At 66.1% G+C, this 22,554-nt stretch carries 24 protein-coding genes; 4 read left to right on the forward strand and 20 right to left on the reverse strand.

What is annotated here, in order from left to right:
* Positions 1-21 precede the first annotated feature (21 nt).
* From NTD82_RS11865 to NTD82_RS11875, 3 genes are all read left to right on the forward strand, one after another.
* Positions 22-1,440 carry an FAD-dependent oxidoreductase gene (locus tag NTD82_RS11865; RefSeq protein ID WP_110970348.1) on the forward strand — a complete coding sequence of 473 codons (1,419 nt, stop codon included), beginning with the start codon at positions 22-24 and terminating at the stop codon, positions 1,438-1,440.
* A gap of 128 nt (positions 1,441-1,568) precedes the next feature.
* Positions 1,569-2,633 carry a uroporphyrinogen decarboxylase gene (gene hemE / locus NTD82_RS11870; protein ID WP_262128870.1) on the forward strand — a complete coding sequence of 355 codons (1,065 nt, stop codon included), beginning with the start codon at positions 1,569-1,571 and terminating at the stop codon, positions 2,631-2,633.
* A 106-nt stretch (positions 2,634-2,739) separates the two neighbouring features.
* A complete protein-coding gene (locus tag NTD82_RS11875; protein ID WP_095156314.1) occupies positions 2,740-3,093 on the forward strand; it encodes a NirD/YgiW/YdeI family stress tolerance protein in 354 nt (117 codons plus the stop codon).
* A gap of 36 nt (positions 3,094-3,129) precedes the next feature.
* Here NTD82_RS11875 and NTD82_RS11880 read toward each other — a convergent pair whose 3' ends face one another.
* Positions 3,130-4,287, reverse strand: coding sequence for an MFS transporter (locus tag NTD82_RS11880; RefSeq protein WP_256680173.1), 1,158 nt, complete (start codon positions 4,285-4,287; stop codon positions 3,130-3,132).
* Positions 4,288-4,515: 228 nt separating this feature from the next.
* Here NTD82_RS11880 and NTD82_RS11885 point away from each other — a divergent pair, with 228 nt between their 5' ends.
* Entirely contained in the window at positions 4,516-5,403 is an 888-nt protein-coding gene (locus NTD82_RS11885; RefSeq protein WP_095156312.1) for a LysR family transcriptional regulator, read from the forward strand.
* Positions 5,404-5,409: 6 nt separating this feature from the next.
* Here the strand turns inward: NTD82_RS11885 and NTD82_RS11890 are convergent, their stop codons facing one another.
* From NTD82_RS11890 to NTD82_RS11980, 19 genes are read right to left on the reverse strand one after another with little or no spacing between them, the layout of a single operon-like run.
* A complete protein-coding gene (locus NTD82_RS11890; protein ID WP_262128871.1) occupies positions 5,410-5,856 on the reverse strand; it encodes an excinuclease in 447 nt (148 codons plus the stop codon).
* Between the two features lie 16 nt (positions 5,857-5,872).
* Positions 5,873-6,316, reverse strand: a complete 444-nt coding sequence (locus NTD82_RS11895; RefSeq protein ID WP_262128872.1) for a hypothetical protein — start codon at positions 6,314-6,316, stop codon at positions 5,873-5,875.
* Positions 6,317-6,344: 28 nt separating this feature from the next.
* On the reverse strand, positions 6,345-7,571 hold the full coding sequence (locus NTD82_RS11900; protein ID WP_262128873.1) for a beta-ketoacyl-ACP synthase: 1,227 nt from the start codon (positions 7,569-7,571) through the stop codon (positions 6,345-6,347).
* The gene (fabG, locus tag NTD82_RS11905; RefSeq protein WP_262128874.1) at positions 7,571-8,299 is read right to left on the reverse strand and encodes a 3-oxoacyl-ACP reductase FabG; all 729 of its coding nucleotides are present in this window, start codon (positions 8,297-8,299) and stop codon (positions 7,571-7,573) included. Before fabG ends, NTD82_RS11900 begins: the two co-directional genes overlap by 1 nt.
* Positions 8,296-8,763 (reverse strand): hotdog family protein, encoded by a 468-nt coding sequence (locus NTD82_RS11910; RefSeq protein ID WP_095156307.1) that lies wholly within the window; start codon positions 8,761-8,763, stop codon positions 8,296-8,298. Before NTD82_RS11910 ends, fabG begins: the two co-directional genes overlap by 4 nt.
* Positions 8,760-9,959: a beta-ketoacyl-[acyl-carrier-protein] synthase family protein gene (locus NTD82_RS11915; RefSeq protein WP_262128875.1), complete on the reverse strand. Its 1,200-nt coding sequence runs from the start codon at positions 9,957-9,959 to the stop codon at positions 8,760-8,762. Before NTD82_RS11915 ends, NTD82_RS11910 begins: the two co-directional genes overlap by 4 nt.
* Entirely contained in the window at positions 9,956-10,450 is a 495-nt protein-coding gene (locus NTD82_RS11920; protein ID WP_262128876.1) for a hypothetical protein, read from the reverse strand. The genes NTD82_RS11915 and NTD82_RS11920 overlap by 4 nt, the downstream gene beginning before the upstream one ends.
* The gene (locus tag NTD82_RS11925; RefSeq protein ID WP_262128878.1) at positions 10,447-11,190 is read right to left on the reverse strand and encodes a class I SAM-dependent methyltransferase; all 744 of its coding nucleotides are present in this window, start codon (positions 11,188-11,190) and stop codon (positions 10,447-10,449) included. Before NTD82_RS11925 ends, NTD82_RS11920 begins: the two co-directional genes overlap by 4 nt.
* The gene (locus NTD82_RS11930; RefSeq protein ID WP_095156304.1) at positions 11,187-12,434 is read right to left on the reverse strand and encodes an NAD(P)/FAD-dependent oxidoreductase; all 1,248 of its coding nucleotides are present in this window, start codon (positions 12,432-12,434) and stop codon (positions 11,187-11,189) included. The genes NTD82_RS11925 and NTD82_RS11930 overlap by 4 nt, the downstream gene beginning before the upstream one ends.
* On the reverse strand, positions 12,421-13,581 hold the full coding sequence (locus tag NTD82_RS11935) for a sodium:proton antiporter (protein WP_262128879.1): 1,161 nt from the start codon (positions 13,579-13,581) through the stop codon (positions 12,421-12,423). The genes NTD82_RS11930 and NTD82_RS11935 overlap by 14 nt, the downstream gene beginning before the upstream one ends.
* A complete protein-coding gene (locus NTD82_RS11940; RefSeq protein ID WP_262128880.1) occupies positions 13,578-15,896 on the reverse strand; it encodes an MMPL family transporter in 2,319 nt (772 codons plus the stop codon). Before NTD82_RS11940 ends, NTD82_RS11935 begins: the two co-directional genes overlap by 4 nt.
* Positions 15,886-16,485, reverse strand: coding sequence for an outer membrane lipoprotein carrier protein LolA (locus NTD82_RS11945; protein WP_262128881.1), 600 nt, complete (start codon positions 16,483-16,485; stop codon positions 15,886-15,888). Before NTD82_RS11945 ends, NTD82_RS11940 begins: the two co-directional genes overlap by 11 nt.
* Positions 16,482-16,907, reverse strand: coding sequence for an acyl-CoA thioesterase (locus NTD82_RS11950; protein ID WP_095156300.1), 426 nt, complete (start codon positions 16,905-16,907; stop codon positions 16,482-16,484). The genes NTD82_RS11945 and NTD82_RS11950 overlap by 4 nt, the downstream gene beginning before the upstream one ends.
* Positions 16,900-18,444 carry a histidine ammonia-lyase gene (gene hutH, locus NTD82_RS11955; RefSeq protein ID WP_410017043.1) on the reverse strand — a complete coding sequence of 515 codons (1,545 nt, stop codon included), beginning with the start codon at positions 18,442-18,444 and terminating at the stop codon, positions 16,900-16,902. The genes NTD82_RS11950 and hutH overlap by 8 nt, the downstream gene beginning before the upstream one ends.
* Positions 18,425-19,357, reverse strand: coding sequence for a glycosyl transferase (locus NTD82_RS11960; protein ID WP_095156298.1), 933 nt, complete (start codon positions 19,355-19,357; stop codon positions 18,425-18,427). Before NTD82_RS11960 ends, hutH begins: the two co-directional genes overlap by 20 nt.
* Positions 19,354-20,088 carry a glycosyltransferase family 2 protein gene (locus tag NTD82_RS11965; protein ID WP_262128882.1) on the reverse strand — a complete coding sequence of 245 codons (735 nt, stop codon included), beginning with the start codon at positions 20,086-20,088 and terminating at the stop codon, positions 19,354-19,356. The genes NTD82_RS11960 and NTD82_RS11965 overlap by 4 nt, the downstream gene beginning before the upstream one ends.
* The gene (locus NTD82_RS11970) at positions 20,081-21,754 is read right to left on the reverse strand and encodes an acyl-CoA synthetase family protein (protein ID WP_262128883.1); all 1,674 of its coding nucleotides are present in this window, start codon (positions 21,752-21,754) and stop codon (positions 20,081-20,083) included. Before NTD82_RS11970 ends, NTD82_RS11965 begins: the two co-directional genes overlap by 8 nt.
* A complete protein-coding gene (locus NTD82_RS11975; protein ID WP_262128884.1) occupies positions 21,751-22,296 on the reverse strand; it encodes a hypothetical protein in 546 nt (181 codons plus the stop codon). The genes NTD82_RS11970 and NTD82_RS11975 overlap by 4 nt, the downstream gene beginning before the upstream one ends.
* On the reverse strand, positions 22,293-22,547 hold the full coding sequence (locus NTD82_RS11980) for an acyl carrier protein (protein WP_095156294.1): 255 nt from the start codon (positions 22,545-22,547) through the stop codon (positions 22,293-22,295). Before NTD82_RS11980 ends, NTD82_RS11975 begins: the two co-directional genes overlap by 4 nt.
* Positions 22,548-22,554: the final 7 nt, after the last annotated feature.

The following is a 22,554-nucleotide window of genomic DNA, read 5'->3' on the forward strand; positions in this document are numbered from 1 at the left end:
GCGGTAAAGAGGTTTTGAAAAATGGCTGAACGTCTGAGTAATGACTTCCAGTTCATCGAAGTCGGGCGCAAGGATCCAAAGAAGAAGCTGCTGCGCCAGCGCAAGAAAGAGTTCGTGGAAATCTACGAGCCTTTCAAACCCCAACAATCGGCCGAACAGGCCCACCGTTGCCTGGGTTGCGGTAACCCGTACTGCGAGTGGAAGTGCCCGGTGCACAACTTCATCCCCAACTGGTTGAAGCTGGTCTCCGAAGGCAACATCCTCGCGGCCGCGGAACTGTCGCACCAGACCAACACCCTGCCGGAAGTCTGCGGTCGCGTCTGCCCGCAGGACCGTCTCTGCGAAGGTGCATGCACCCTCAATGACGGCTTCGGTGCGGTCACCATCGGCTCGGTGGAGAAGTACATCACCGACACCGCCTTCGCCATGGGCTGGCGTCCGGACATGTCCAAGGTCAAGCCAACCGGCAAGCGCGTCGCCATTGTCGGCGCCGGCCCGGCCGGCCTGGGCTGCGCCGACATCCTGGTGCGCGGCGGTGTGACCCCGGTGGTGTTCGACAAGAACCCGGAAATCGGTGGCCTGCTGACCTTCGGCATCCCCGAGTTCAAGCTGGAAAAGACCGTGCTGAGCAATCGCCGCGAAGTCTTCTCCGGCATGGGTATCGAGTTCCGTCTGAACACCGAGGTGGGCAAGGACGTGACCATGGAACAACTGCTCGAAGAATTCGATGCGGTGTTCATGGGCATGGGCACCTACACCTACATGAAGGGCGGCTTCCCGGGTGAAGACCTGCCGGGTGTGCATGACGCGCTGGACTTCCTGATCGCCAACGTCAACCGCAACCTGGGCTTCGAAAAGTCGCCGGAAGATTTCGTCGACATGAAGGGCAAGAAGGTCGTGGTGCTGGGCGGTGGTGACACCGCGATGGACTGCAACCGCACCTCCATCCGCCAGGGCGCCAAGGCCGTGACCTGTGCGTATCGCCGCGACGAAGCGAACATGCCCGGCTCGCGCAAAGAGGTGAAGAACGCCAAGGAAGAAGGCGTGAAATTCCTCTACAACCGTCAGCCGATCGCCATCGTTGGCGAAGACAAGGTCGAAGGCGTGAAAGTGGTCGAGACCCGTCTCGGTGAACCGGACGCCCGCGGCCGCCGCAGCCCTGAGCCGATCCCGGGCTCCGAAGAGATCATCCCGGCCGACGCCGTGGTCATCGCTTTCGGTTTCCGTCCGAGCCCGGCGCCATGGTTCGAGCAGTTCGGTATCCAGACCGACAGCCAGGGCCGCGTGGTCGCTCCCGAGAAGGGCGCGTTCAAGCACCAGACCAGCAACCCGAAGATCTTCGCCGGTGGCGACATGGTCCGCGGTTCCGACCTGGTGGTGACGGCAATCTTCGAAGGCCGCAACGCCGCCGAAGGGATTCTCGACTACCTGGGCGTGTGATATACCACTGGGCGCAACAATAAAAACTATTGACCCAGGGCACTCTGATAGACAAAAGGCACGGTCTCCACCGTGCCTTTTCTTTGTCTGTCTGAGAAAATGCCCGCACTTTTTTTCCGGATGCCGACATGACTGCCTTGAAGAACGATCGTTTCCTGCGCGCCCTGCTCAAGCAACCCGTAGACGTCACCCCGGTGTGGATGATGCGCCAGGCCGGCCGCTACCTGCCGGAGTACCGCGCCAGCCGCGCCAAGGCCGGTGATTTCATGAGCCTGTGCATGAACCCGCAATTTGCCTGCGAAGTGACCCTGCAGCCGCTGGACCGCTACCCGCTGGACGCCGCGATCCTCTTCTCCGACATCCTCACCATCCCCGATGCCATGGGCCAGGGCCTGTACTTCGAGACCGGCGAAGGTCCGCGCTTCAAGAAAGTCGTCAGCACCCTGGCCGACATCGAGGCGCTGCCGATTCCTGATCCGCAGAAAGACCTGGGCTACGTGATGGACGCGGTCAGCACCATCCGCCGCGAACTGAACGGCCGCGTGCCGCTGATCGGTTTCTCCGGCAGCCCGTGGACCCTGGCGACCTACATGGTCGAAGGCGGATCGTCGAAAGACTTCCGCAAGACCAAGGCCATGCTCTACGACAACCCACAAGCTATGCACCTGCTGCTGGACAAGCTGGCACAGTCGGTCACCAGCTATCTCAACGGCCAGATTCTCGCCGGTGCGCAAGCGGTGCAGATCTTCGACACCTGGGGCGGCAACCTGTCGGCGGCTGCTTATCAGGAATTCTCCCTGGCCTACATGCGCAAGATCGTCAGCGGCCTGATCCGCGAGCACGAAGGGCGCAAAGTGCCGGTGATCCTCTTCACCAAGAACGGCGGCATGTGGCTGGAAAGCATCGCCGAGGCCGGCGCCGACGCGCTGGGCCTGGACTGGACCTGTGAAATCAGCGACGCCCGCCGTCGCGTCGGTGACAAGGTCGCGCTGCAGGGCAACATGGACCCGACCGTGCTCTACGCCAAGCCGGCAGCCATCCGTGCCGAAGTGGCGCGCATCCTCGCCAGCTACGGCCATGGTTCGGGCCACGTGTTCAACCTCGGCCACGGCATCACCCCGGAAGTCGATCCCGAGCATGCCGGCGCGTTCATCAACGCGGTGCATGAGCTGTCAGCTCAGTACCACCAGTAAAAGCGAAACGCCCGGCACAAGCCGGGCGTTTTTCTATGCGGATTAAGCTTCAATTCAGGCGTGCCCGGTAATCTGATCCCATCAAAACCTGCCAAGGATCAGAACCATGAAAACCCGTTACCTCGCCCTTATCCTCGCCCCTCTGTTCAGCACCGCAGCCCTGGCGGCTGGCGCCGGCTATACCGGCCCGGGTGCGCAATCCGTCACCACCGTGGCTGCGGCCAATGATGCCGCCGATGACACCCCGGTCGTGCTGACCGGTTATGTGATCAAGAAGGTCAACAACGACGACAAGTACGAGTTCAAGGACAACACCGGCAGCATCACCGTCGAAATCGACAACGAAGACTTGCCGCCAGTGGCGTTCAATGACAAGACCAAGGTCAAGCTGACCGGTGAGGTGGAGAAGCACCTGATGTCGCGGGAGATTGATGTGGATGTGGTTGAGATCGTGAACTGATCCTGCATTTTGGGGCCGCATAGCGGCCCCAGATTTTTACGCGGCCTTCGGCGGCAGCTTGCTCAGATACACCGCCACACCCAGCGCCACCACCAGCAAGCTACCGATAAACACTCCAATCCCATTCCACCCGGCGTAATGCCACGCCACCCCGCCCGCCGTCCCCGCCACGCTCGACCCCGCGTAATAACTGAACAGGTACAGCGACGAGGCCTGCCCCTTGGCCTTCAGCGCGCGCCGGCCAATCCAGCTACTGGCCACCGAGTGGGCGCCGAAGAAGCCGAAGGTGAACACCAGCATGCCGATGATCACCAGTGGCAGCGCGGTGAACAGGGTCATCAGCATGCCGCTGAACATCAGCACGATGGTGCCCCAGAACACCCGGCGCCGGCCCAGCTTGTCCGCCAGCGCACCAATCTGCGCCGAGCTGTAGATGCCCGACAGGTAAACGATCGACAGCAGCCCCACCAGCGCCTGGCTCATGTGATAAGGCTCGGCCAGCAGGCGATAGCCGATGTAGTTGAACAGGGTGACGAACGCACCCATCAGCAAGAAGGCTTCCAGGAACAGCCACGGCAGACCGGCATCGCGAAAGTGCAGGACGAAGCCGTCCAGCAGGCTGCGCGGGTTCATCGAGCGGGCGCGGAAGTTGCGCGACTCGGGCAGGACCTTCCAGAACACCGCCGCCGCGATCAGGGCCAGGCCACCGATCACCAGCATTGCCGTGTGCCAACTGACGAAGTCGATCAGCACGCCGGTAATCAGCCGGCCACTCATGCCGCCAATAGCGTTGCCGCCAATGTACAGGCCCATGGCCAGGCCGATGTGTTGCGGATGAATCTCTTCGCTCAGGTAGGTCATGGCCACCGCGGCCAGCCCGCTCAGCGACAGCCCCACCAATGCGCGCATCGCCAGCACGCCTTCCCAGGTCGGCATCAGCGCGCTGGCGAGTGTGCAAAGGGCGGCGCAAAACAGCGCGAAAACCATCACCGGCTTGCGCCCGATACGGTCGGAAATCGGCCCGGTAATCAGCAGGCCGAACGCCAGCAAGCCGGTGGACACCGACAGCACCAGGCTGCTCTGCGCGGCATTGATGGAAAATTCCTTCGACAGCAGCGGCATCATCGGCTGCACGCAGTAGAGCAGGGCGAAGGTGGCGAAGCCGCCGCAGAACAGCGCCAGTACGGTGCGCATAAAGGCCGGGGTGCCTTTTTCGATCCAGATGTCTTGCAGCGTGGTGGCCGCGTCGTTGAGCGGGGCGGGGGGAACTTCGTGGGCGTGTGGTGCGACAGCAGTTTTCACGGAAACCTCGGCGGGGTGCGGCCTCGGGGGCAACTGCAAAAAAGCATATAGCTGGCTAATGATCATTTCCAATATATTGTTCGACCTGTTTAAGAGGTTTTACGACCTATTGGAGTCCTTATGGAACTGCGCCACCTGCGTTACTTCATCGCCGTCGCCGAAGAGCTGCATTTTGGCCGGGCCGCGCAGGTGCTGGGGATATCCCAACCGCCGTTGAGCCAACAGATCCAGGCGCTGGAGCAGGAACTGGGCGCGCGCTTGTTCGAGCGCACTAACCGACGAGTGGAACTGAGCGAGGCTGGCCGGCTGTTTCTCGAAGAGGCGCGCCAGGTGCTGGCGCAGGTGGACAAGGCCGCCGACGTGGCGCGCCGCGCACAGTTGGGTGAGCTGGGTGAAATGAAGATCGGCTTCACCTCGTCGGCACCGTTCAATTCCAGCATTCCCAAGGCGATCTACAGTTTCCGCCAGCGTTTTCCGGCGGTGCATCTGAACCTCAAGGAGATGAGCAGCCGCGATGTCGCCGATGCGTTGCTGGATGAAAGCATCGAGGTGGGGCTGATGCGGCCTTTGCCGCTGCCGGACAGTCTGATCGCCACCGAACTGTTCCGCGAACCGCTGGTGGCGGTGCTCAACGCCGCCCATCCGCTGGCGCAGGGCAGCGAACAGGGTGTGTACCTGGCGGACCTGGCCCACGAACCTTTCGTATTTTTCCCCCGCAGTTACGGCAGCGGCCTGCATGCGCAGTTGCTCAGCCTGGCCCGGCAGGCCGGATTCAGCCCGCACTTTGCCCAGGAAGCCGGCGAGGTGATGACCATCATCGGGCTGGTGTCGGCGGGGTTGGGGGTGTCGGTGTTGCCGGCGTCGTTCCAGCGCATGCGGATCGACGGGGTGGTCTACCGCACGCTGCTGGATGCCGAGGCGGTGACCGCGGTGTGGCTGGTGCAGCGCCGGGAGCAGGCCTCGGCGATGGCCGGGGCCTTCGTCGAGCTGCTCACCCGCAAAGCGTGACCGTAATCAGTCGACGCGGGACAGGTCGCCTTTGATCGCGACACCGGCCATGACAGCACCCGCGTGGCATTCGTAGGTGGTGGCGTCTTTGCGCTCGTTCTTCTTGTAATAGCTGGCGATGTTGGTCACGGCGTTGGCGTTCACCTTCTTCGCGGCGTCCTGCATGGTCAGCAGCGCCGATTGCAGGGCCCACTCGCAGGCGGCTTCGTCAGTCTTGTTGAAGGCGTTGGTCTTCTTGTTGGTGACTGCGCTCGGGCTCACCACGGTGACCTTGCCGCGTGGCTGCACGCCGGCCAGGTAGAACTTCACCGAACCGTCCAGCTTCTTCTCGGCGGTCATCTGCTGGACGACTTTCTCGAAGGGCAGGAACAGCGCGGTATCACGCGCCTGGCTCAGGCCTGGCAGGGCGCAGAGCAGCAGGGCGGTGGTGGCGGTCCAGGTTTTCAGACGCATCTATGTCTCTCCTTGATTAGTGAGCGGTGCTCGATTGTTGTTCACTGACGGCGCGCTGAACCATGCGGTCGGTTTCGATGCGTTTCAGCGCGCGCAGGATGCTTTTGTCCAGATTCTTGACCCAGCGGTTGTAGTTGCGGTGGATCTTGCCGTCCCTGTAGTCCATCTCGCGGCTGTCGCGGTAGTCGATGCGATAGTTGCTGAGGCTGTAGGTGATATCGACGCGGGCGTAGTACATGTTGCGTACCAGGATATCGGCCTGGATCACCTCGTCGCCGATGTTGCGCACGGTCCAGCCGCGCTCGGCGGCGCCGGTCAGGATGGCTTTCTTGATCTCTTCATGGCTGTAGGTGTGGCCGACCACCAGCAGTTCTTTCGGGGTCAGCAGGGGTTTGCTCGTGCAGCCGGCGAGGCCGATCAGAACCAGGCCCATCAGGGCCGCGCGAATGAGTGAAGACATTCCTTTCTCTCCAGGTGTTGTCAGGTGTTCAGGACCAGCGACGGAAAATCAGCGAGGTATTGACCCCGCCAAAGGCGAAATTGTTGCTCATGACATAACCATGGCTCATCGCGCGGAACTCGCCACACAAGTAGTCCAGTTCGCCACAACGCGGATCGATGTTGTCCAGGTTCAGGGTGTGCACATAACGGTCGCTGTTCATCATTTCGATGCTGAACCACGCCTCCAGTGCGCCGCAAGCGCCCAGGGTGTGACCGAGGAAGCTTTTCTGTGAGCTGATCGGCATTCGTGGCCCGAACAGGTTGCTGGTGGCCAGGGTTTCGGCGATGTCGCCCTGTTCGGTGGCAGTGCCGTGGCCGTTGACGTAGCCGATCGCCTCGGGCGCCAGCGCGGCATCTTCCAGGGCCAGTTCCATTGCCCGGCGCATGGTCACCTGTTCCGGGCGGGTGGTGTGCTGGCCGTCGGCGTTGCTGCCGAAGCCGACGATCTCGGCGTAGATGTGCGCGCCGCGCGCGAGGGCGTGTTCCAGTTCTTCCAGCACCAGCATGCCAGCGCCTTCGCCGATCACCAGGCCGTCGCGGCCGCTGTCGTACGGGCTTGGCGTGGTCTGCGGGGCGTCGTTTTTCAGGCTGGTGGCGTAGAGCGCGTCGAAGACCATGGCCTCGGTCGGGCACAGTTCCTCGGCGCCGCCGGCGAGCATCATCGGCAGGCGGCCGAACTTGATCGCCTCGTAGGCGTAGCCGATGCCCTGGCTGCCGCTGGTGCAGGCGCTGGACGTCGGGATCAGGCGCCCGGTCAGGCCGAAGAAGATGCTGATATTGGCCGCCGTGGTGTGCGGCATCATGCGCACGTAGGAGTTGGCGTTGAGGCCCTCGGCCACCGAGTTGAGCAGCATGTTGCCGAACGCCTTGATGTCTTCGGTGCTGCCGGTGGACGAGCCGCAGGCCACGCCCATGCGCCCGTCGCGGATCGACGGGTCGTCGAGCAGGCCGGCATCCCGCAGCGCGTTCTGTGACGCCGCGACCGCCATCCGCGAGACGCGGCCCATGCTGCGCAACTGCTTGCGGGTCCAGTTGGCGGGGACAGCGAAATCATCCACCGGCCCGGCCAGGCGGGTGTTGAGCTCTTCGAAACGGTCCCACTCGTCCATGCGGCGGATGCCGCTGCGATTGGCGGCGAAGTTGGCGGCGATGGTCGGCCAGTCGCTGCCCAGTGAGGTGATACCGGCCATGCCGGTGACGACCACGCGTTTCATCAGCACAAGCCTCCGTTGACCGCCAGGACCTGGCGGGTGATGTAGGCGGCTTCCGCCGACATAAGGAAATTCACCGCGCCGGCGACTTCTTCCGGGGTGCCCATGCGCTGCGCCGGGATCATTTTCAGCAGTTCATCGACCGGCACGTGCTCGTCCAGCATCGCCGTGTCGATCAGCCCCGGCGCCACGCAGTTGACGGTGATGCGGCGTTTGCCCAGCTCGATGGCGAGGGCCTTGGCGGCGCCGATCACGCCGGCCTTGGAAGCGCTGTAGTTGACCTGGCCACGGTTGCCGATCAGCCCGGACACCGAGGTGATGCAGACGATGCGGCCCGGCGCGCGGCGGCGAATCATCGGCATCATCAGTGGGTGCAGGACGTTGTAGAAACCGTCGAGGTTGGTCCGCAGCACTTCGTCCCAGTCGTCCTCGGTCAGCGCCGGGAAGGCGCCGTCGCGGGTCAGTCCGGCATTGCACACCACGCCGTAGTAGGCGCCGTGGGTTTCCACGTCGTCGTTGAGAATGGCGGCGCAGGCGGCGCGGTCGGCGACGTCGAACTGCAGCACGCGGGCCTGCTGGCCAAGGGCGCGGACTTCCTCGGCGACGGCCTCGGCTTCGGCGCGGCCGCTGCGGCAGTGCAGAACCAGGTCGTGACCGGCGCGGGCCAGGCGCAGGGCGATGGCCCGGCCGATGCCACGGCTGGAGCCGGTGACCAGGATGGTGTCAGTCATTGCGGGGACTCCTCGGAGCCCGCCTCGGCCAGGTACGTGGCGGCCTGTGGCGGGCGGAAAACGTTCAGGCGGGCCGTGGCGTAAATGCCAGGGCCGTGCAGATGGCACTCGAACACGCCCATGCCGTTCTCGTCTTCCAGCGAGCGTTGGGCGTGGATGCGCAGGTGCGAATCGGCGGGGAAATGCTCGACGTCGCACTGGAACTTGCGGGTGCCGAGCAAAAAGCCCAGTTCCACCGGCTTGCCCTGCTGGCGCGCGCGGCAGCCGGCGTAGGCGGCCACGGTCTGGGCCATCAGTTCAATGCCGACCCAGGCCGGCAGGCTGCCGTCCGGGCGATTGAACAGGCCGCCGGGGCGGACGGTGACGTGGGCGTGGATCTGCTCCTCGTCGAACGACTCGATCCCGTCGATGAGGATCATGTCGCCGGCATGGGGCAGCAGTTCGGCCAGTGGCCAGGCAATCATGGGGTGTCTCCGAGAATCAGGCTGACGTTGTTGCCACCGAAGGCGAACGAGTTGCTCATCAGGTGCCGCGGCCCTTGTAGCGGCAGGCGCTGGTCGCCACCGAGCAGGTTCAGCGGCGCCAGTTGCGGGTCGCGCGCGCCGTCCCAGACGTGCGGCGGCAAGCGGCCTTCGCGGTTGTCGGCGGCCAGCGCCAGCCAGCAGAACGCCGCTTCCAGCGCGCCGGCGGCGCCGAGGGTGTGGCCGGTCATCGGCTTGCTCGACGAGCAGGGCAGGCGCTCGCCGAACAGGGCGTTGACCGCCAGGCTCTCCATGGCGTCGTTGTGCCGGGTGGCGGTGCCGTGCAGGTTCAGGTAATCGATCCGCGCGGGTTCCAGGCGGGCATTTTCCAGCGCCTTGCGCATTGCCTGCAAGGCGCCGGCGCCTTCGGGGTCGGGCGCGGAAATATGGTGGGCGTCGGAGCTGGCGCCGGCGCCGAGCAGGGCGACGGTGGTGCCCGTCGCATTGGCGTCGCGGGTCATCAGGAACACCGCCGCGCCCTCGCCGATATTGATGCCGTCACGGTTGACCGAGAACGGGTTGCAGCGTTGCGCGCTGACCGCCTCCAGGGCGCTGAAGCCGTTGAGGGTCAGCTTGCACAGGCTGTCGACGCCGCCGCAGATCACCGCGTCGCACAGGCCCAGGTCGAGCAGGCGGCGGGCGCTCATCAGGGCCCGGGCACCGGAGGTGCAGGCGGTGGAAATGACATAGGCCGGGCCGCTCAATTCCAGCCAGTTGGCGAGGAAGGCGGCCGGTGCGCCGAGTTGCTGCTGGGCGTAGTCGTAGCTCGGCGGAAAATGCTGCTCGCGCAGGTGCTGGGCGATGCCCTGGCTGGCTTCCTCGATGCCGGAGGTGCTGGTGCCGAGGACCACGCCGACCCGCAGCGGACCAAAGCGCTCGATCGCCTCGCGCAGCGGCGCTTCGATCTGCAGGCACGCGGCGTACAGCAGTTGGTTGTTGCGGCTTTGCTGGTGCGCCAGATGCGCCGGCAGCACGGGCAGTTCGCCGGGCACCGCCGCTACCGGGATGCGCCGTCCGGCCACCCAGCCATCGGCCTCGCGCATGCCGGAGCAGTCACCGGCGAACAGGCCGCGGGCAACTTCAGCCTGATCGCGGCCAAGGGCACAGACCAGGCCCAGGGCATTCAGATAAGCGGTCATGGCGTGTTCTCGCGGGGCAGGGGGCTGACTAGATAACGCAGGCCCTGCCCAAGGTTCAAGGTGAAGTCGTCGGCTTGTCGATAGTCGACCCGCCAGCGTTCGCCCAGCCAACGCTGCGTGTCTTGCTGGCGCGCAGCGGGATAGAGGCGTTGCAGTTGATCGGCCGGGGTCAGGGCGAACAATAGCGCGGCGAACAATTCACGGGCGGCTGGGTTGGGCGGCAGCAGGCCGTCGGCCTGCCACGTGCCCTGGTCCAGCAATTGCCGGGCCTGGGGAATGCCCAGCAAATCCATCAACGACCAGCGCAGGCGCTGGTCCTCGCGCTGGATCACCAGCAACCAGTCCTGGCGTTCCCCGGCCTGTTCGCGCTGCACATGCAACTGCATCGGCAGCGCCAGTGGCGGCAACGGTTCGGGCAGCGGCGCGGTGCTGGCGCAGGCGCCGAGAAACAGGCAGACGCTCAGGACGAGAAACGGCAACAGGCGTTTCATGAGGCCGGCGCTTCCGGGTTCAGCGGTTTGCGCGCCACCACGTTGACCAGGGTTTCCTCACGCTGGCCAACGGGCGGCGGCTTGCGCAGGCCGGTGCGCTCCAGCAGGCCGAAGTCGCTGGAGCGGCTCCACCACAGGTACGGGTAGGAGACGTTGCGCGGGGTGAACGCGAAGCCCTGGTCGCGGAGCATCTGCAGGTACTGTTCGGCGCTCTTTTGCACATGCATCGGATGGCGGAACAGCCAGCGGATCACCCAGGTGTCGATGTACGCCTCGGTGGACTCGGCGAACAGCAGGTAGCCACCGGGCTTGAGCACGCGCCAGAACTCGGCGAGGGCTTTTTCCTGTTCGACCAGGTGATGGAACGTCTGGTGGCAGAACAGGATATCGACACTGGCGTCGGCGAATTGCAACGCCGCGCAGTCACTGCCGCGCAGCTCCACGTCCAGGCCCAGGCGGCGGGCCTCGGCCTGGCTCAGTTCGAGGCTGTGCGGGTCGGCGTCGGTGCCTAGCAACTGGCCGGGCGCGAACACTTCGTTGAGGCGGCGGAACGACCGGCCCTGGCCGCAGCCGACGTCCAGCAGCACCGGCGCCTTGGGCGGCTCTTGATCGAACAGCGTGCGCAGGTCGTTGATTGCCACCCGCAGCACATGGTGCTGCCAGGTGTGGCTGCGCAGGAACCAGAAGCCGAAGCGGGTTTCCTCGACGTACTTGTCGCTGAAGAAGGGTTGCTCGCTCATGCCGCCGTCCTTGCGCAGACCTCGGCAAGCATGCGCAGGCGCCGCTTGGGTTCGCTGACGAAGGGGTTCTTCTGGTCCCAGGCGTAGCCGGCGAGGATCGAGCTGATCATGGCGCGGATCTCGTCGGAACTGCCCGGGTGGTAGATCACGTCCTGGAAGCCGCCGTTGTACCAGCCCTCGACATAGGCGCGGAAGGTGTCCACGCCGCGTTTCAGCGGGGTGGCGAACTCGCTTTCCCAGTCCACCGCCTCGCCCTGCAACTGACGGTGCAGCACGGCCGCGGCCATGCTCGCCGAACGCATGGCGATGGTCACCCCGGAGGAGAACACCGGGTCGAGGAATTCGGCGGCGTTGCCCAGCAGGGCGAAGCCTTTGCCGTGCAGCGTCTTGACGTTGGCCGAGTAGCCGCCGATGGTCCGCGCCGGGGTGTCCCAGACGGCATTGGCCAGCACTTTGGACAGGCTCGGGGTCTGCGCGACGAAGCCTTTCAGGCAGTCATCCAGGTCGCTCGGCGCATTGGCGAAATGCTCGGCGGCGGCGACCACGCCGAGGGAGCAGCGACCGTCGCTGAACGGGATGGTCCAGAACCAGATGTCGCGGTGCTCGGGGTGGGTGGTGATGAGGATCTTCTCGCGGTCGAAGCCTGGGTGGTCGATGCGGTCTTCGATATGGGTGAACACCGCCTGGCGCACCGGGAAGCTGGACGGCGCTTCGAGGTCCAGCAGGCGCGGCAGCACGCGGCCGTAGCCGCTGGCATCGAGGACGAACTGCGCCTCGACGCGGTACTCGCTGCCGTCCAGGCGACGGACGCTCAGGTGCGGCTGCTCGCGCTCGAAGTCCGCGGCGATGATTTCTTCTTCGTAGCGGATTTCCACGCCTTGCAGGGCGGCCTGGTCGGCCAGCAACTGGTCGAAGCGCGCGCGTTGCACCTGGAAGGTGGTCGGCTTGCCGCGAGAGAAGGTCTGGCCGAAATCGAAGGCGCTGTACTCGTCGCCCCAGGCGAAGGCCGCGCCATTCTTGCGCTGGAACCCGGCCGCTTCGAGGGCGTCGAGCATGCCGGCTTCCTCGACGAAATCGAGGCAGTGCGACAGCAGGCTTTCGCCGATGGAGAAACGCGGGAAACGCTGGCGCTCGATGATCAGCACGTCATGGCCCTGGCGCTTGAGCAGGGCGGCGGCGATCGCGCCGGACGGGCCGGCGCCGATGATCAGGACCTGGCGTTGTTGCAGTTCAGTGTTCGGCATAAGGCCTCCTTGCCGTCGGGATAGTCTTGAGAGGAATGCGGTGCAGCCCGGCGATGGCGGGCATGAGAGTGGCGACCAGGCTCATCAGCATCAGCGCGAAGTACAGCGCCGGGCTGATCAACTGCTGTTGCAGGAGCAGGTTGAGAAAGACGATTTCGCTGAGGCCGCGAATGTTCAGCAGCAGGGTTTCCCGCCACTTGCTCGCGCCTTCGAACGAAGGTCCCGCCCAGCCCAGGCCGAGCCAGTTGCCCAGCAGTTTGCTGACGATCGGCAGCAAGAGCAGGGCGGCCAGATGTACCGCATTGAAGCCTTGCAGGACGTGATGGATGTCAATCTGGATGATGCCGAAGGTGAGGATCAGCGGAATCGCCACGCCGTTTTGCAGGCGCTTGATCCACCGCGCCGGCAGCGGCATGCGCAACGGCAATTTGAGCCAGGCCAGGCAGCACAGGTAACCGATGCCGAAGATCAGCGCGTTGAGGCGGTAGTGCTCGGCGATGAACAGCAGGGCCAGGAACAGCAGCCCGTAGAACCCGGGCCGGCGCAGGCCGAGGGCGTACAGCGGCAGCGGCAGGCAGGCGCCGAGCAGCGGCAGGATCAGGCTCAGCGGTTGCAGGCTGCCCTTGCCGAGGCCGAACAGCAGCCAGCAGACCACGTCGATCATGATCGCCGCCTGCATCAGCCGGCGCGTGGCGGCGGGCGGGTAGTCGATATTGCTCAGGTACAGGTACAGCACCGGAATGGCGGTGATGGCGAAGACCAGGCCGAGGGCGAGCGAAGTCAGCCATGGCTGCTCGGGCAGCAGCCACGCCCCGCAGGCCAGGCCGCAGGCGAAAGGCACGAGGAAGCTGGGCAGGGCGATCTTCAGGCTCTGCCGGTCGAATTTCAGCTCCACCACATCCGAGAGAATGTGCCCCAGCAGCAGGGCGAAGCTCATGCCGTAGAGGGTTTTCAACCAGCCGGGCGCGACCAGTTCCGCGCCGCTGAGCTGCCAGTTCGGCTCGACCCAGAACAGCATCAGCAGCGGCAGGCCGAGGGTCGCCAGCAGCAACTGGCTGACGATGCTGATCAGGCCCAGGCGCCGGCCAACCTCGCTGGCGATCAGGAACAGCAACAGGGCCAGGGCCCAGAACAGCAGAATGGTCATGCCGACGTCTCCCTGTGGCGGCTGGCGGCCCAAGGGGCCAATACGAAGCTGAAGGCCAGGCCGAGGCTCACGGCCAGGCCGAAATTGCTCACCGCCGGCGTGCTCGACACCGCCAGCAGGCCGAACGACAGCCAGGTGGTGGTGGCCGCCAGCAGGGTGCCGAGCAGGCTGACGGCGCTGCCGCCGATGCGCTCGTGCATGAGGATCGAGTAATCGACGCTGATGGCGGTGACCAGCAACAGGCCGAACAGGCTGAACAGGGTCAGCGGCTGGCCCAGCCAGCCGAGGCTGGCCAGGCTGCACAGCGCCGCCAGCAGCGGCAGGGCGACGATGCGCAGGGCGCCGCCGAAGCCGAACGGCAGAATCAGCAGCAGGGCGATCAGCACGCAGGACAACAGCTTCAATTCGGCGGCGCTGATCTGGGTCGCGGCGAACAGGCGGTTGAGGTCGCCGAGGCGGTCCACCAGTTGCACGCCATCGAGGTCCACGACTTGCTCGCGCAGCAGGGCCGGATCGCTCAGGCCCTGCAGGCTGACGATGGCCGCCACGCCCTGGTCGTCGGCACCCAGCCAGAGCGGACGCCAGGCTTCGCCCAACGGACCGGCCAGGACCTGATCGATAGCCAGCGTCGGCAGGGCTTGCAGGTTTTTCAGTTCGTTTTCCAGCGTGGCGGGCGGTACGCCGACGTCCAGCAGCGGCTGCCAGTGTTCGGGCAGGCGGGCCAGCGCGTCGCGCACCTGTTGCTGATCGGCGGGGCTGGCGATGGCCTGGCTGAGCGCCATGTAACCCTTCAGCGTGCCGGCCTGGACTTGTTGGTCAAGGCGCGTGCCCAGTGCCTGCAAGCGCGACAGCAACTGGCTCTGGTCGGCGCCGCGCACCAGGTAGAACTGGCTAGTGGGCTGGTAGCCGGTGATGCGCGCGACGTCCTTGGCCTCTTCCAGCAGACGCGGCGAACTGCCGACCCACTGGCGGATGTCGTTGCGGGTGTCCAGGTGCCACAGGCCGCCGAGGCAGAACAGCAGCAACAGGCCGAGCAGGGCCGGGCTCGGCACCCGGCGCAGAAGTGCTTCGCGCAGGTTGACCAGGGCGGTGGCGAGGGTCAGCGGCCATTGCGCCGGTTGCAGCTCGACGCCTTTGAGCAGCGCCGGCAGCAGGCACACCGCGCTCAGGTAGGCGCCGATCAGGCCGGCGGCGGAAAAGGCGGCAATCTGGGTCAGCGCCGGGAACGGCGTGAATGCCAGCGCCAGGTAGCCGATGCAACTGGTGGCCAGGCTCAGGCTCATGCCCGGCAGGGTCAGGCGCACCGCGGGCCAACTGTGCCAGGGCCGCAGGCTCCAGCTTTTCGACAGGTAGTGCAGCGGATAATCCACCGCCACGCCGATCAGGCTGGAGCCGAGGACGAGGGTCATCACATGCATCTGGCCGAACAGGGCGACGCAGGCGGTGGCGCCGAACAGCATGCCCACCAGCACCGGGACGAAGGCCAGCAGCGCCCGTGGCCGACGGAACGCCAGCAGCAACAGCAGAATGATGCCCAGCGTGGCGCCGCCACCGACCCAGGTCATTTCGCGCTGCGCCTGCTGCTGGCCGTCGGCGGCGTAGAGCAGGCCGCTGGCGGCGATCAGCCGGGCGCCGTGCTGGTCGGCGAGGTGGCGACCGTCGGCGAGCAGCCCGGCCACCTGTAACGGCAGTTTCATGTCGAAGGCGTTGCCTTGGGTGCGGGCACGCAGCAGCACCCAGTGCTGACCGTCGGCCTCGGCGATCAGGCTGCCGCTGGCGGTATCGAGCTGAACCGCCGCCGGGCGCGGCTGGCTGTTCTGGATACGCCCGGTCAGGCCGAGCCAGTCGTCTTGGCTGGGCACCAGGCTGAAGCCGGAAAAGGGGTCGAACAGGCTTTGCACGCGCTGTTGGATAAAGGCCTGGGGCGCTTCCACCAGCGTGCGCCGGTCCGCCGCCGCGAGCATCGCCAGACGGCCTTGCAGCAATTGCGCACGCAGCGCGGCGAGGTCGGTCTGCAAGCTCCACTGGACCTTTTCGAACAAACCGCTGGCCTGCCATTGCTCGCCCAATTGCGCGGCGAGTGCGATGGCTTTATCGCGTTCGGGGTGACCGACCAGCACCAGCATTTCGCGGTTCAGCGGCTCCTGCATGCGCTGCTCGGCGCGTTTGACCAGCGGGTCTTCGGTGGCGCCGGGGACCAGGCTCATCAGGTCGGCGGACAGCGGCGCGCCGCGATGCCACTGCCAGCCCGCCAGCAACAGGACGGTGCAGAGGATCAGCAGAAACAGTCGCGGCAGCAGGCGCTCAGTCGACAAGGTCGTGGCGCTCCGCGTCGGTCAGGCTGGCGCTGGTGCTCGAGGGCATGCGCAGGACCGTGCTGTCGCCCTGAGTCTCCTGCAACTGGATGCGCTCGACATAGCGGCCGCCGTCGATGTCGATCTGGTTGAAGATCTGCTTGATCAGCAGCGACTTCGGCACCAGCCGCAGTTGCCAGTGCTGCGCGTCGCCTTGCAGGCTCAGCTCGAAATCCCGCTCCAGGCCGCTGCTGTCGCCTTGCAGCACGGCGAAGAACAGCTTGTTCTGCTCGGTGCCGGCGGTGCGCGTCGGCAGCATTTGCCAGCCGGACGCATCGCGGCGGGCGATGCCCTTGGCGTTGAGCCGGTAATCCTGTTGCAGCGGCGTTTGCAGCAGCCACAGCAGGCCGTGGTCGCGGGCCAGGACGAAGCGGCCCTTGCTCAGCAGCGGCTGGGGCAGGGCGCGCAGGTGTTTTTCCTGGATGAACTCGCCCTTGATCACTTCCGGCGCGCTCAATTGCGTGCGCAGGTCGTTCAGGTCGAACGCTTGGGCCAGCGCACTGGCGGTCAGCAGGCCGAGGCAGAGCAGGCTTCGTAGCAGCGGCTTCATGACAGCACCTTGTTCACGGCGTCGAGCATCACTTGGGGCGAGGCCAGTTGCATCTCGCGGCTTTCGATATGCACCGCGACCTGCACCGAGCTGGCGCGGGTCATGCGCTCGCCGGTGGCGGCGTCGCTGATCAGGTAGTTGATCTTCAGCCGGTTTTCCCACTCCACCAGGCTGGCGCGCACGTTCAGGCGCTGGCCGAACACCGCGCCGCGCACGTAGCGCAGTTGCAGGTCGATCACCGGCCAGGCGTAGCCCGAGGCGAGCATCTGCTGGTAGTTGTGGCCGAGGTGGTCGAGCAGGGCGCAGCGCGCCACTTCCAGGTATTTGACGTAATGCCCGTGCCAGACCACCAGCATGCTGTCGACGTCGAAGAACGGCACCAGCACTTCGGTGTCGACGTGCAGGACTCCCTGACTACGCATGCAGCCTCCAGTGTTGTGCGGCGATGCGTTGCAGGCACAGGCGCAGGTCACTTTCCAGCGCGCGGTCCTCGGTCACCGGGGCGAAGTCGCCGAGCAATTGGTCGTGCATTGCCGCCAGCGCGGGCGGCAGGTCGCGGGCCTCGGCTTCGCGACCGCGCAGCCAGACGCCCTGGTTGGCGGCCAGCAGGGTGGCGGCGGCGACCTGTTCGGTCAGTTCCAGCACCCGCAGCGCATCGCGGGCGGCGATGGTGCCCATGCTCACCTTGTCCTGGTTATGGCACTCGGTGGAGCGCGAGAACACGCTGGCCGGCATGGTGTTTTTCAGCGCCTCGGCGGTCCAGGCGCTGGCGCCGATCTGCACGGCCTTGAAGCCGTGGTTGAGCATGGCGCGCTCGGCGCTGGCGCCGGACAGGTTGCTCGGCAGGCCGTGGTTGTAGCGCACGTCCACCAGCAGGGCGAGTTGGCGGTCGAGCAGGTCGGCGACGTTGGCCACCAGGTTTTTCAGGCTGTCCATGGCGAAGGCGATGTGCCCGCCATAGAAGTGCCCGCCGTGCAGGACGCGCTCGGCTTCGGCGTCGATGATCGGGTTGTCGTTGGCGCTGTTCAGTTCGGTTTCGATGAAGCCGCGCAGCCAGCCCAGCGAGTCGGCCAGCACGCCCAGCACATGCGGCGCGCAGCGCAGCGAGTAGCGGTCTTGCAGGCGGTGCAGCGGCGCGGTCGGCGCGTCGATGGCGAGGTCCTGGCGAATCCAGGCGGCCACTTGCATCTGGCCCGGGTGCGGCTTGGCGGCGAACAGGCGCTCGTCGAAGTGCTCCGGGTTGCCTTGCAGGGCGACCACGTTGAGCGCGGTGATGCGGGTCGCCAGTTTGAGCAGGTAGTCGGCGCGGGCGAAGGCCTGGCAGGCCAGGCCGGTCATCACCGCGGTGCCGTTCATCAGCGCCAGGGCCTCTTTCGGGCGCAGTACCAGCGGCGCCCAGCCCAGCTCGCGGTGCACGTCCGCGGCCAGGCGGCGCTCGCCGCGGAACAGCACTTCGCGCTCGCCGGAGAGCGTCGCGGCGACATACGACAGCGGCGTCAGGTCGCCGCTGGCGCCCACCGAGCCTTCTTCCGGGATCAGCGGCAGGATGTCGTGGGCGAGAAACGCCTGCAGGCGTTCCAGCAGTTCGATGCGCACCCCGGACACGCCGTGGCACAGCGACTGCAAGCGGGCGGCGAGCACGGCGCGGGTCGCTGGGGCGTCCAGCAGGCGGCCCAGGCCGCAGCCGTGGAACGTGTAAAGGTGGCGTGGCAGCGCCTCGACGTGTTCCAACGGCACGGCCACCACGCAGGAGTCGCCGTAGCCGGTGGTCACGCCGTAGATCACGCCTTCCTTGTCCAGCAGGGTGTCGAGGAACTGTGCGCCACGGGCGATCCGCGCGCGGTAGTCGGCGTCGGCCTGCAGGCGCGATTCAGCCTGGCGCTGGCTCACGGCCTGGATGTCTTCGATTGAAAGCGGCGACTCGCCGAACGTTACAGGCTCATGCGGATACATCGTCATCGGTCTTCCAGAAAGGGTAGAAGTTGAACCATTGCCGAGGCGCTTGCAGGCAATAGTGGCCAAGGCGGTCGGCGTAGCGTCCGGCCCAGTCGGCGATCACTTGATCGCGCTGGCCACGGCGCCATTCGATGGCCGGGGCGAAGGGTTCGAGGATCACTTGGTAACGGCCATCGCGCTTCAGGCAGAAGAACAGGTTCGTCTGGCATTTGAGCAGGCCGGCCAGCAGCCATGGGCCTTGCGGGAAGGGCGCCGGATGGCCGAGGAAATCCACCGTGACGGTGCGCCCGCCATGCAATGGCACGCGGTCGCCGGCAATCGCCAGCCACTCGCCGCGCTCCAGGCGCTGGCTCAATTGCAGCATGATCGCCGGGTCCAGCTCGCTGACCTGGATCAGCCGCAGGTTGGTCGCCCCGGCTTCGCCCAGCAGGCGGTTGAAGCGCTCGGCGTGCTTGGTGTGGACCAGCACATTCATGGTCACCTGTTCGCCCAGTTCGGCGAGCGCCCGGCACACTTCGAGATTGCCCAGGTGCGCGCCCACCAGCATCTGCCCGCGCTCGGCGCGCAACTGGCTGCGCAGGTTACCGGGATCGACGATCTCGATCTGCTCCAGGCCGAGGCGGCCATTCCATACGTCCAGCTTGTCCAGCAGGGCATCGGCGAAGGCCATGAACTGGCCGAACACCCGGCGATGGCTGGGCCGCAGTTCTGGCTGGCCGCTCCACTGCGCCAGGCGCTGTTGGTATTGCCAGGCGCTGTGGCGGGCGCGGCGGCCGAACAGGAAGAAGTACAGGACGATGCCGTAAAGGATCGGGCTGAGCAGGCGCCGGCCCAGCAGCTTGACGCCGAAGGCGGTGAGCTTCATCAGCAGGAAGCTGCCGCGTTCTTCGTGGGCGGCCCAGTGTCGTTCGCTCATGCCCGCCACCGCCGCCAGAGAATGACCGGCGCGCGCAGGAGCATGCCGAAGAACAGCTTGGTGTGCATTTTCGAGATCAGCGCGTTGTCGTGGAACAGGCGGAAATGCGAGAGGCCGTCTTGCGGGTAATGGACCTTGGTCGGCAACCAGCGCATCGGCTGGTTGCGCCACACCAGGCGGACGAGGATTTCCGGGTCGAAGTCCATGCGCCGGCCAAGGCTGACCGCGTTGATCAGGGCCAGCACCGGCGGCAGCGGGTAGACGCGAAAGCCGCACATCGAATCGGGAATGCGCAGCGACAGGCTGTTGATCCACACCCACACGTGGGTCAGGTAGCGCGCGTACAAGCGGCCTTTCGGCACGCTGTCGTCGTACTGCGGATAGCCACAGATCAGCGCCTCGGGATGGGCGCGGGACTGTTCGAGAAAGTGGCTGACATCGGCCAGGTCGTGCTGGCCGTCGGCGTCCACCTGCAGGGCGTGACTGAAGCCCAGCCGCGCCGCTTCACGCAGGCCGGCCATGACCGCGCCGCCCTTGCCCTGATTGACGGTCAGGCTGACCAGAAATACTTGATCCTGCTCGGCGAGCTGTTGCAGCACGCGGGCGCAGGCCGGGCTGCTGGCGTCGTCCACCAGCACGCAGGGCAGGCCGGCGGCGCGCAAGTCGGCGACCACCGCCGGCACCGCGCCTTCGTGGTTGTAGACCGGGATCACCGCGCAGGGCTTATGCATCGCTGGCCTCCAGCAGGATCCGGCCGCTGGAGCACGGCGCGCCGGCGTTGCTGTAGGCGAAGTAGAGCTTGCCGCGTTCGGCGTCGAAACGCAGGGTCAGCAGCAGGCGGTCGCCGGGGCGCACCAGTTGCTGGAACTTCAGCACTTCCATTCCGGCGAAGTGCCGTGGCCGGTCCAGCAGCGCCTGGCCGAGGGCGATGGCCCAATCGACCTGGACCACGCCGGGCAGCACCGGGGTCTGCGGGAAATGACCGTTGAAGTACACCAGGTCGCCGGAGATCGCCAGGCGCAGGTGGGTTTCGTCGCCGTGCTGCTCTTGCGACAGCACGTCCGGCCCGTGTGGCCGCGGTGCCTGCAACAGTGCATCGACCGTGGCTTGGGGCAGCTTGCCCTGGGCGGTGTAGGGCAGTTGTCGCAGCAGCCGCCAGCGCCGCGGCAGGGCCAGGGCTTCGCAGTGCGGGACGAGGTGCGCACGCAGGGTTTCGGTGACGGCGCGCCGGCCCTGGTTGCGCAAGGCGTGCAGGCCGGCGGCGCTGAGTTGCACCAGCGCGCCGAGGAAGGCCCGGCGTTCCTGGATCATGCCCAGGCGGGTGTCTTCGACCCACGGGTGTTCCAGCAGCGCCTGTTCCAGGGTCGGCAGGGCGATGCGTTTTTCTTCCAGTTTGACGATGCGGTCCAGCCGGCCAAGCAGGCGGAAGTGCCCGCGTGCGTCGAACGACACGGCGTCGGCGCTCTGTTCGACATGACCGTCGGGCAGGTAGGGCGACGCGATGCGCAGCGCGCCTTCGTCGCTCTGGCTCAGGTGGATCCCGGCGAAGGGCTGCCACAGGCTGTCGTCCTGGCGCCAGGCGATACCGCCGGTTTCCGAGCTGCCGAGGATTTCCGTCGGCCGTTGCCCGAGGCGCTCCTGCAAGGCCTGCGCGGCGTTGGCGGTGAGTTCGCCACCGGAGGAAAACACCCGGCGCACCGGGCTCAGGGCCGGCCAGTCGAGGTTGTCGCCCATGCGTTTGAGCAGCGCCGGGCTGGCGACCCAGGCGAACGCCGGGTGCTCGCGGCTGGCGCGTTGCAGGTCTTCGGGGAACGGCAGTTGCCGGCGCACGAACGGGCGACCGGCGCACAGCGGCCAGAGCACGCGGAACAGCAATCCATAGATGTGCTGGGTGGCGACGCTGCCGATGATGCAGGCCGGGCCGAGGTCGGCGCCCCAGAGGTCTTCCAGCACCCGCACTTCGGCGGCCAGTTGGCGCAGTTGCTTGTCGATGCGCTTGGGTTCACCGCTGGAGCCGGAGGTGCACAGGCTGACATGGCAGTCGCGCAGGTCCAGTTCGGCCGGCGCCAGCGGGGTGTCGAACAGCGATTGCGGGCTGTGGTCCTGCTCGCTGATCCACAGGTCGACCTGTTCGGCCCAGCGTTGGCGGGTTTGCGCTTGCAAGTCCGCGGGCAGCAAGACCCGGACCCCGGCGCGCCAGGCGCCGAGCAAGGCCACGGCGAGTTGCGCGGCGTCTTCAAGGTGCACGGCGACCTGGCGAATGCCCCGGCGTTGCAGGCCCGCGGCCAGTTGCAGGGCGTGATCGGCCAGGTCGGCGTGATCCAGCGCCGGGGCGAAGGTGACCGGCCGCGCGGCGTCAGCCGGCAGCAGCAGTCGCTCAAGGTTGATCCATTTCATGAGCGTCCTCGCACACGTTGTCTTATCAGCCATTCAATGGCGAACAGCAGGCCCATCAAGCCGTAGGCGATCAGGCCGTTGTACAGGGTCCACCAGCTCAGCGGCGCCCACAGGGTCAGCGCCGCGGCGACCAGGCCATTGACCAGGAAGAAGCCGCTCCACACCCAGGTCACCCGGCGGGTGTAGCGGATGGCGATGTCCGGAAGCTGCGGGTCGGTCAGGCGCGCCAGGCGCTCGACGATCGGCGGCCCGAATTTCAGGCTCAGGCCGAACAGGACCAGCATGAACGCGCTGACCAGCACCGGATACCAGCGCAGCAGCGCCGGGTCGTCCAGCACCGCCAGCAGCACACAGAAACCGATCGCCACCAGGGCCATCCAGCGCCCGCCCTGGTTGTTCGGCTGGGTCAGCGCCCGCGCCAGCCACAGTCCGCCCAACAACAGGCCGAACTGCCACGGCGCGAAATGCTCCATGCCGAAATGCACCGCGAACGGATAAAGCAGACCGGCCAGGACCAGCCCGAGGCCGATCAGGCGCTTCATGCTTCCTGGGCGACCAGGCGGTACACGGCTTCGACCACGTCGTTGACGGTACGCACGGCCTTGAACTCTTCGGCGGCGATTTTCTTGCCGGTCTGGCGCTTGATGTGGTCGATCAGGTCGACGGCGTCGATGCTGTCGATTTCCAGGTCCTGGTACAGGTTGGCGTCCAGGGTGATGCGCGCGGCGTCCAGTTCGAACAGTTCGACCAGCGCGTCGCGCAGGATGTTGAAGATGTCTTCGCGAGTTTGCATGGTGCGG

The organism is Pseudomonas sp. 5P_5.1_Bac1, assembly GCF_025466015.1.
Classification (GTDB): domain Bacteria; phylum Pseudomonadota; class Gammaproteobacteria; order Pseudomonadales; family Pseudomonadaceae; genus Aquipseudomonas.

Bases quoted from the DNA above. Each gene is read 5' to 3' on its own strand.
- NTD82_RS11865 (WP_110970348.1), top strand. From the start codon at position 22: ATGGCTGAACGTCTGAGTAATGACTTCCAGTTCATCGAAGTCGGGCGC.
- hemE (WP_262128870.1), top strand. From the start codon at position 1,569: ATGACTGCCTTGAAGAACGATCGTTTCCTGCGCGCCCTGCTCAAGCAA.
- NTD82_RS11875 (WP_095156314.1), top strand. From the start codon at position 2,740: ATGAAAACCCGTTACCTCGCCCTTATCCTCGCCCCTCTGTTCAGCACC.
- NTD82_RS11880 (WP_256680173.1), bottom strand. From the start codon at position 4,287: ATGCGCACCGTACTGGCGCTGTTCTGCGGCGGCTTCGCCACCTTCGCC.
- NTD82_RS11885 (WP_095156312.1), top strand. From the start codon at position 4,516: ATGGAACTGCGCCACCTGCGTTACTTCATCGCCGTCGCCGAAGAGCTG.
- NTD82_RS11890 (WP_262128871.1), bottom strand. From the start codon at position 5,856: ATGCGTCTGAAAACCTGGACCGCCACCACCGCCCTGCTGCTCTGCGCC.
- NTD82_RS11895 (WP_262128872.1), bottom strand. From the start codon at position 6,316: ATGTCTTCACTCATTCGCGCGGCCCTGATGGGCCTGGTTCTGATCGGC.
- NTD82_RS11900 (WP_262128873.1), bottom strand. From the start codon at position 7,571: ATGAAACGCGTGGTCGTCACCGGCATGGCCGGTATCACCTCACTGGGC.
- fabG (WP_262128874.1), bottom strand. From the start codon at position 8,299: ATGACTGACACCATCCTGGTCACCGGCTCCAGCCGTGGCATCGGCCGG.
- NTD82_RS11910 (WP_095156307.1), bottom strand. From the start codon at position 8,763: ATGATTGCCTGGCCACTGGCCGAACTGCTGCCCCATGCCGGCGACATG.
- NTD82_RS11915 (WP_262128875.1), bottom strand. From the start codon at position 9,959: ATGACCGCTTATCTGAATGCCCTGGGCCTGGTCTGTGCCCTTGGCCGC.
- NTD82_RS11920 (WP_262128876.1), bottom strand. From the start codon at position 10,450: ATGAAACGCCTGTTGCCGTTTCTCGTCCTGAGCGTCTGCCTGTTTCTC.
- NTD82_RS11925 (WP_262128878.1), bottom strand. From the start codon at position 11,190: ATGAGCGAGCAACCCTTCTTCAGCGACAAGTACGTCGAGGAAACCCGC.
- NTD82_RS11930 (WP_095156304.1), bottom strand. From the start codon at position 12,434: ATGCCGAACACTGAACTGCAACAACGCCAGGTCCTGATCATCGGCGCC.
- NTD82_RS11935 (WP_262128879.1), bottom strand. From the start codon at position 13,581: ATGACCATTCTGCTGTTCTGGGCCCTGGCCCTGTTGCTGTTCCTGATC.
- NTD82_RS11945 (WP_262128881.1), bottom strand. From the start codon at position 16,485: ATGAAGCCGCTGCTACGAAGCCTGCTCTGCCTCGGCCTGCTGACCGCC.
- NTD82_RS11950 (WP_095156300.1), bottom strand. From the start codon at position 16,907: ATGCGTAGTCAGGGAGTCCTGCACGTCGACACCGAAGTGCTGGTGCCG.
- hutH (WP_410017043.1), bottom strand. From the start codon at position 18,444: ATGACGATGTATCCGCATGAGCCTGTAACGTTCGGCGAGTCGCCGCTT.
- NTD82_RS11960 (WP_095156298.1), bottom strand. From the start codon at position 19,357: ATGAGCGAACGACACTGGGCCGCCCACGAAGAACGCGGCAGCTTCCTG.
- NTD82_RS11965 (WP_262128882.1), bottom strand. From the start codon at position 20,088: ATGCATAAGCCCTGCGCGGTGATCCCGGTCTACAACCACGAAGGCGCG.
- NTD82_RS11970 (WP_262128883.1), bottom strand. From the start codon at position 21,754: ATGAAATGGATCAACCTTGAGCGACTGCTGCTGCCGGCTGACGCCGCG.
- NTD82_RS11975 (WP_262128884.1), bottom strand. From the start codon at position 22,296: ATGAAGCGCCTGATCGGCCTCGGGCTGGTCCTGGCCGGTCTGCTTTAT.
- NTD82_RS11980 (WP_095156294.1), bottom strand. From the start codon at position 22,547: ATGCAAACTCGCGAAGACATCTTCAACATCCTGCGCGACGCGCTGGTC.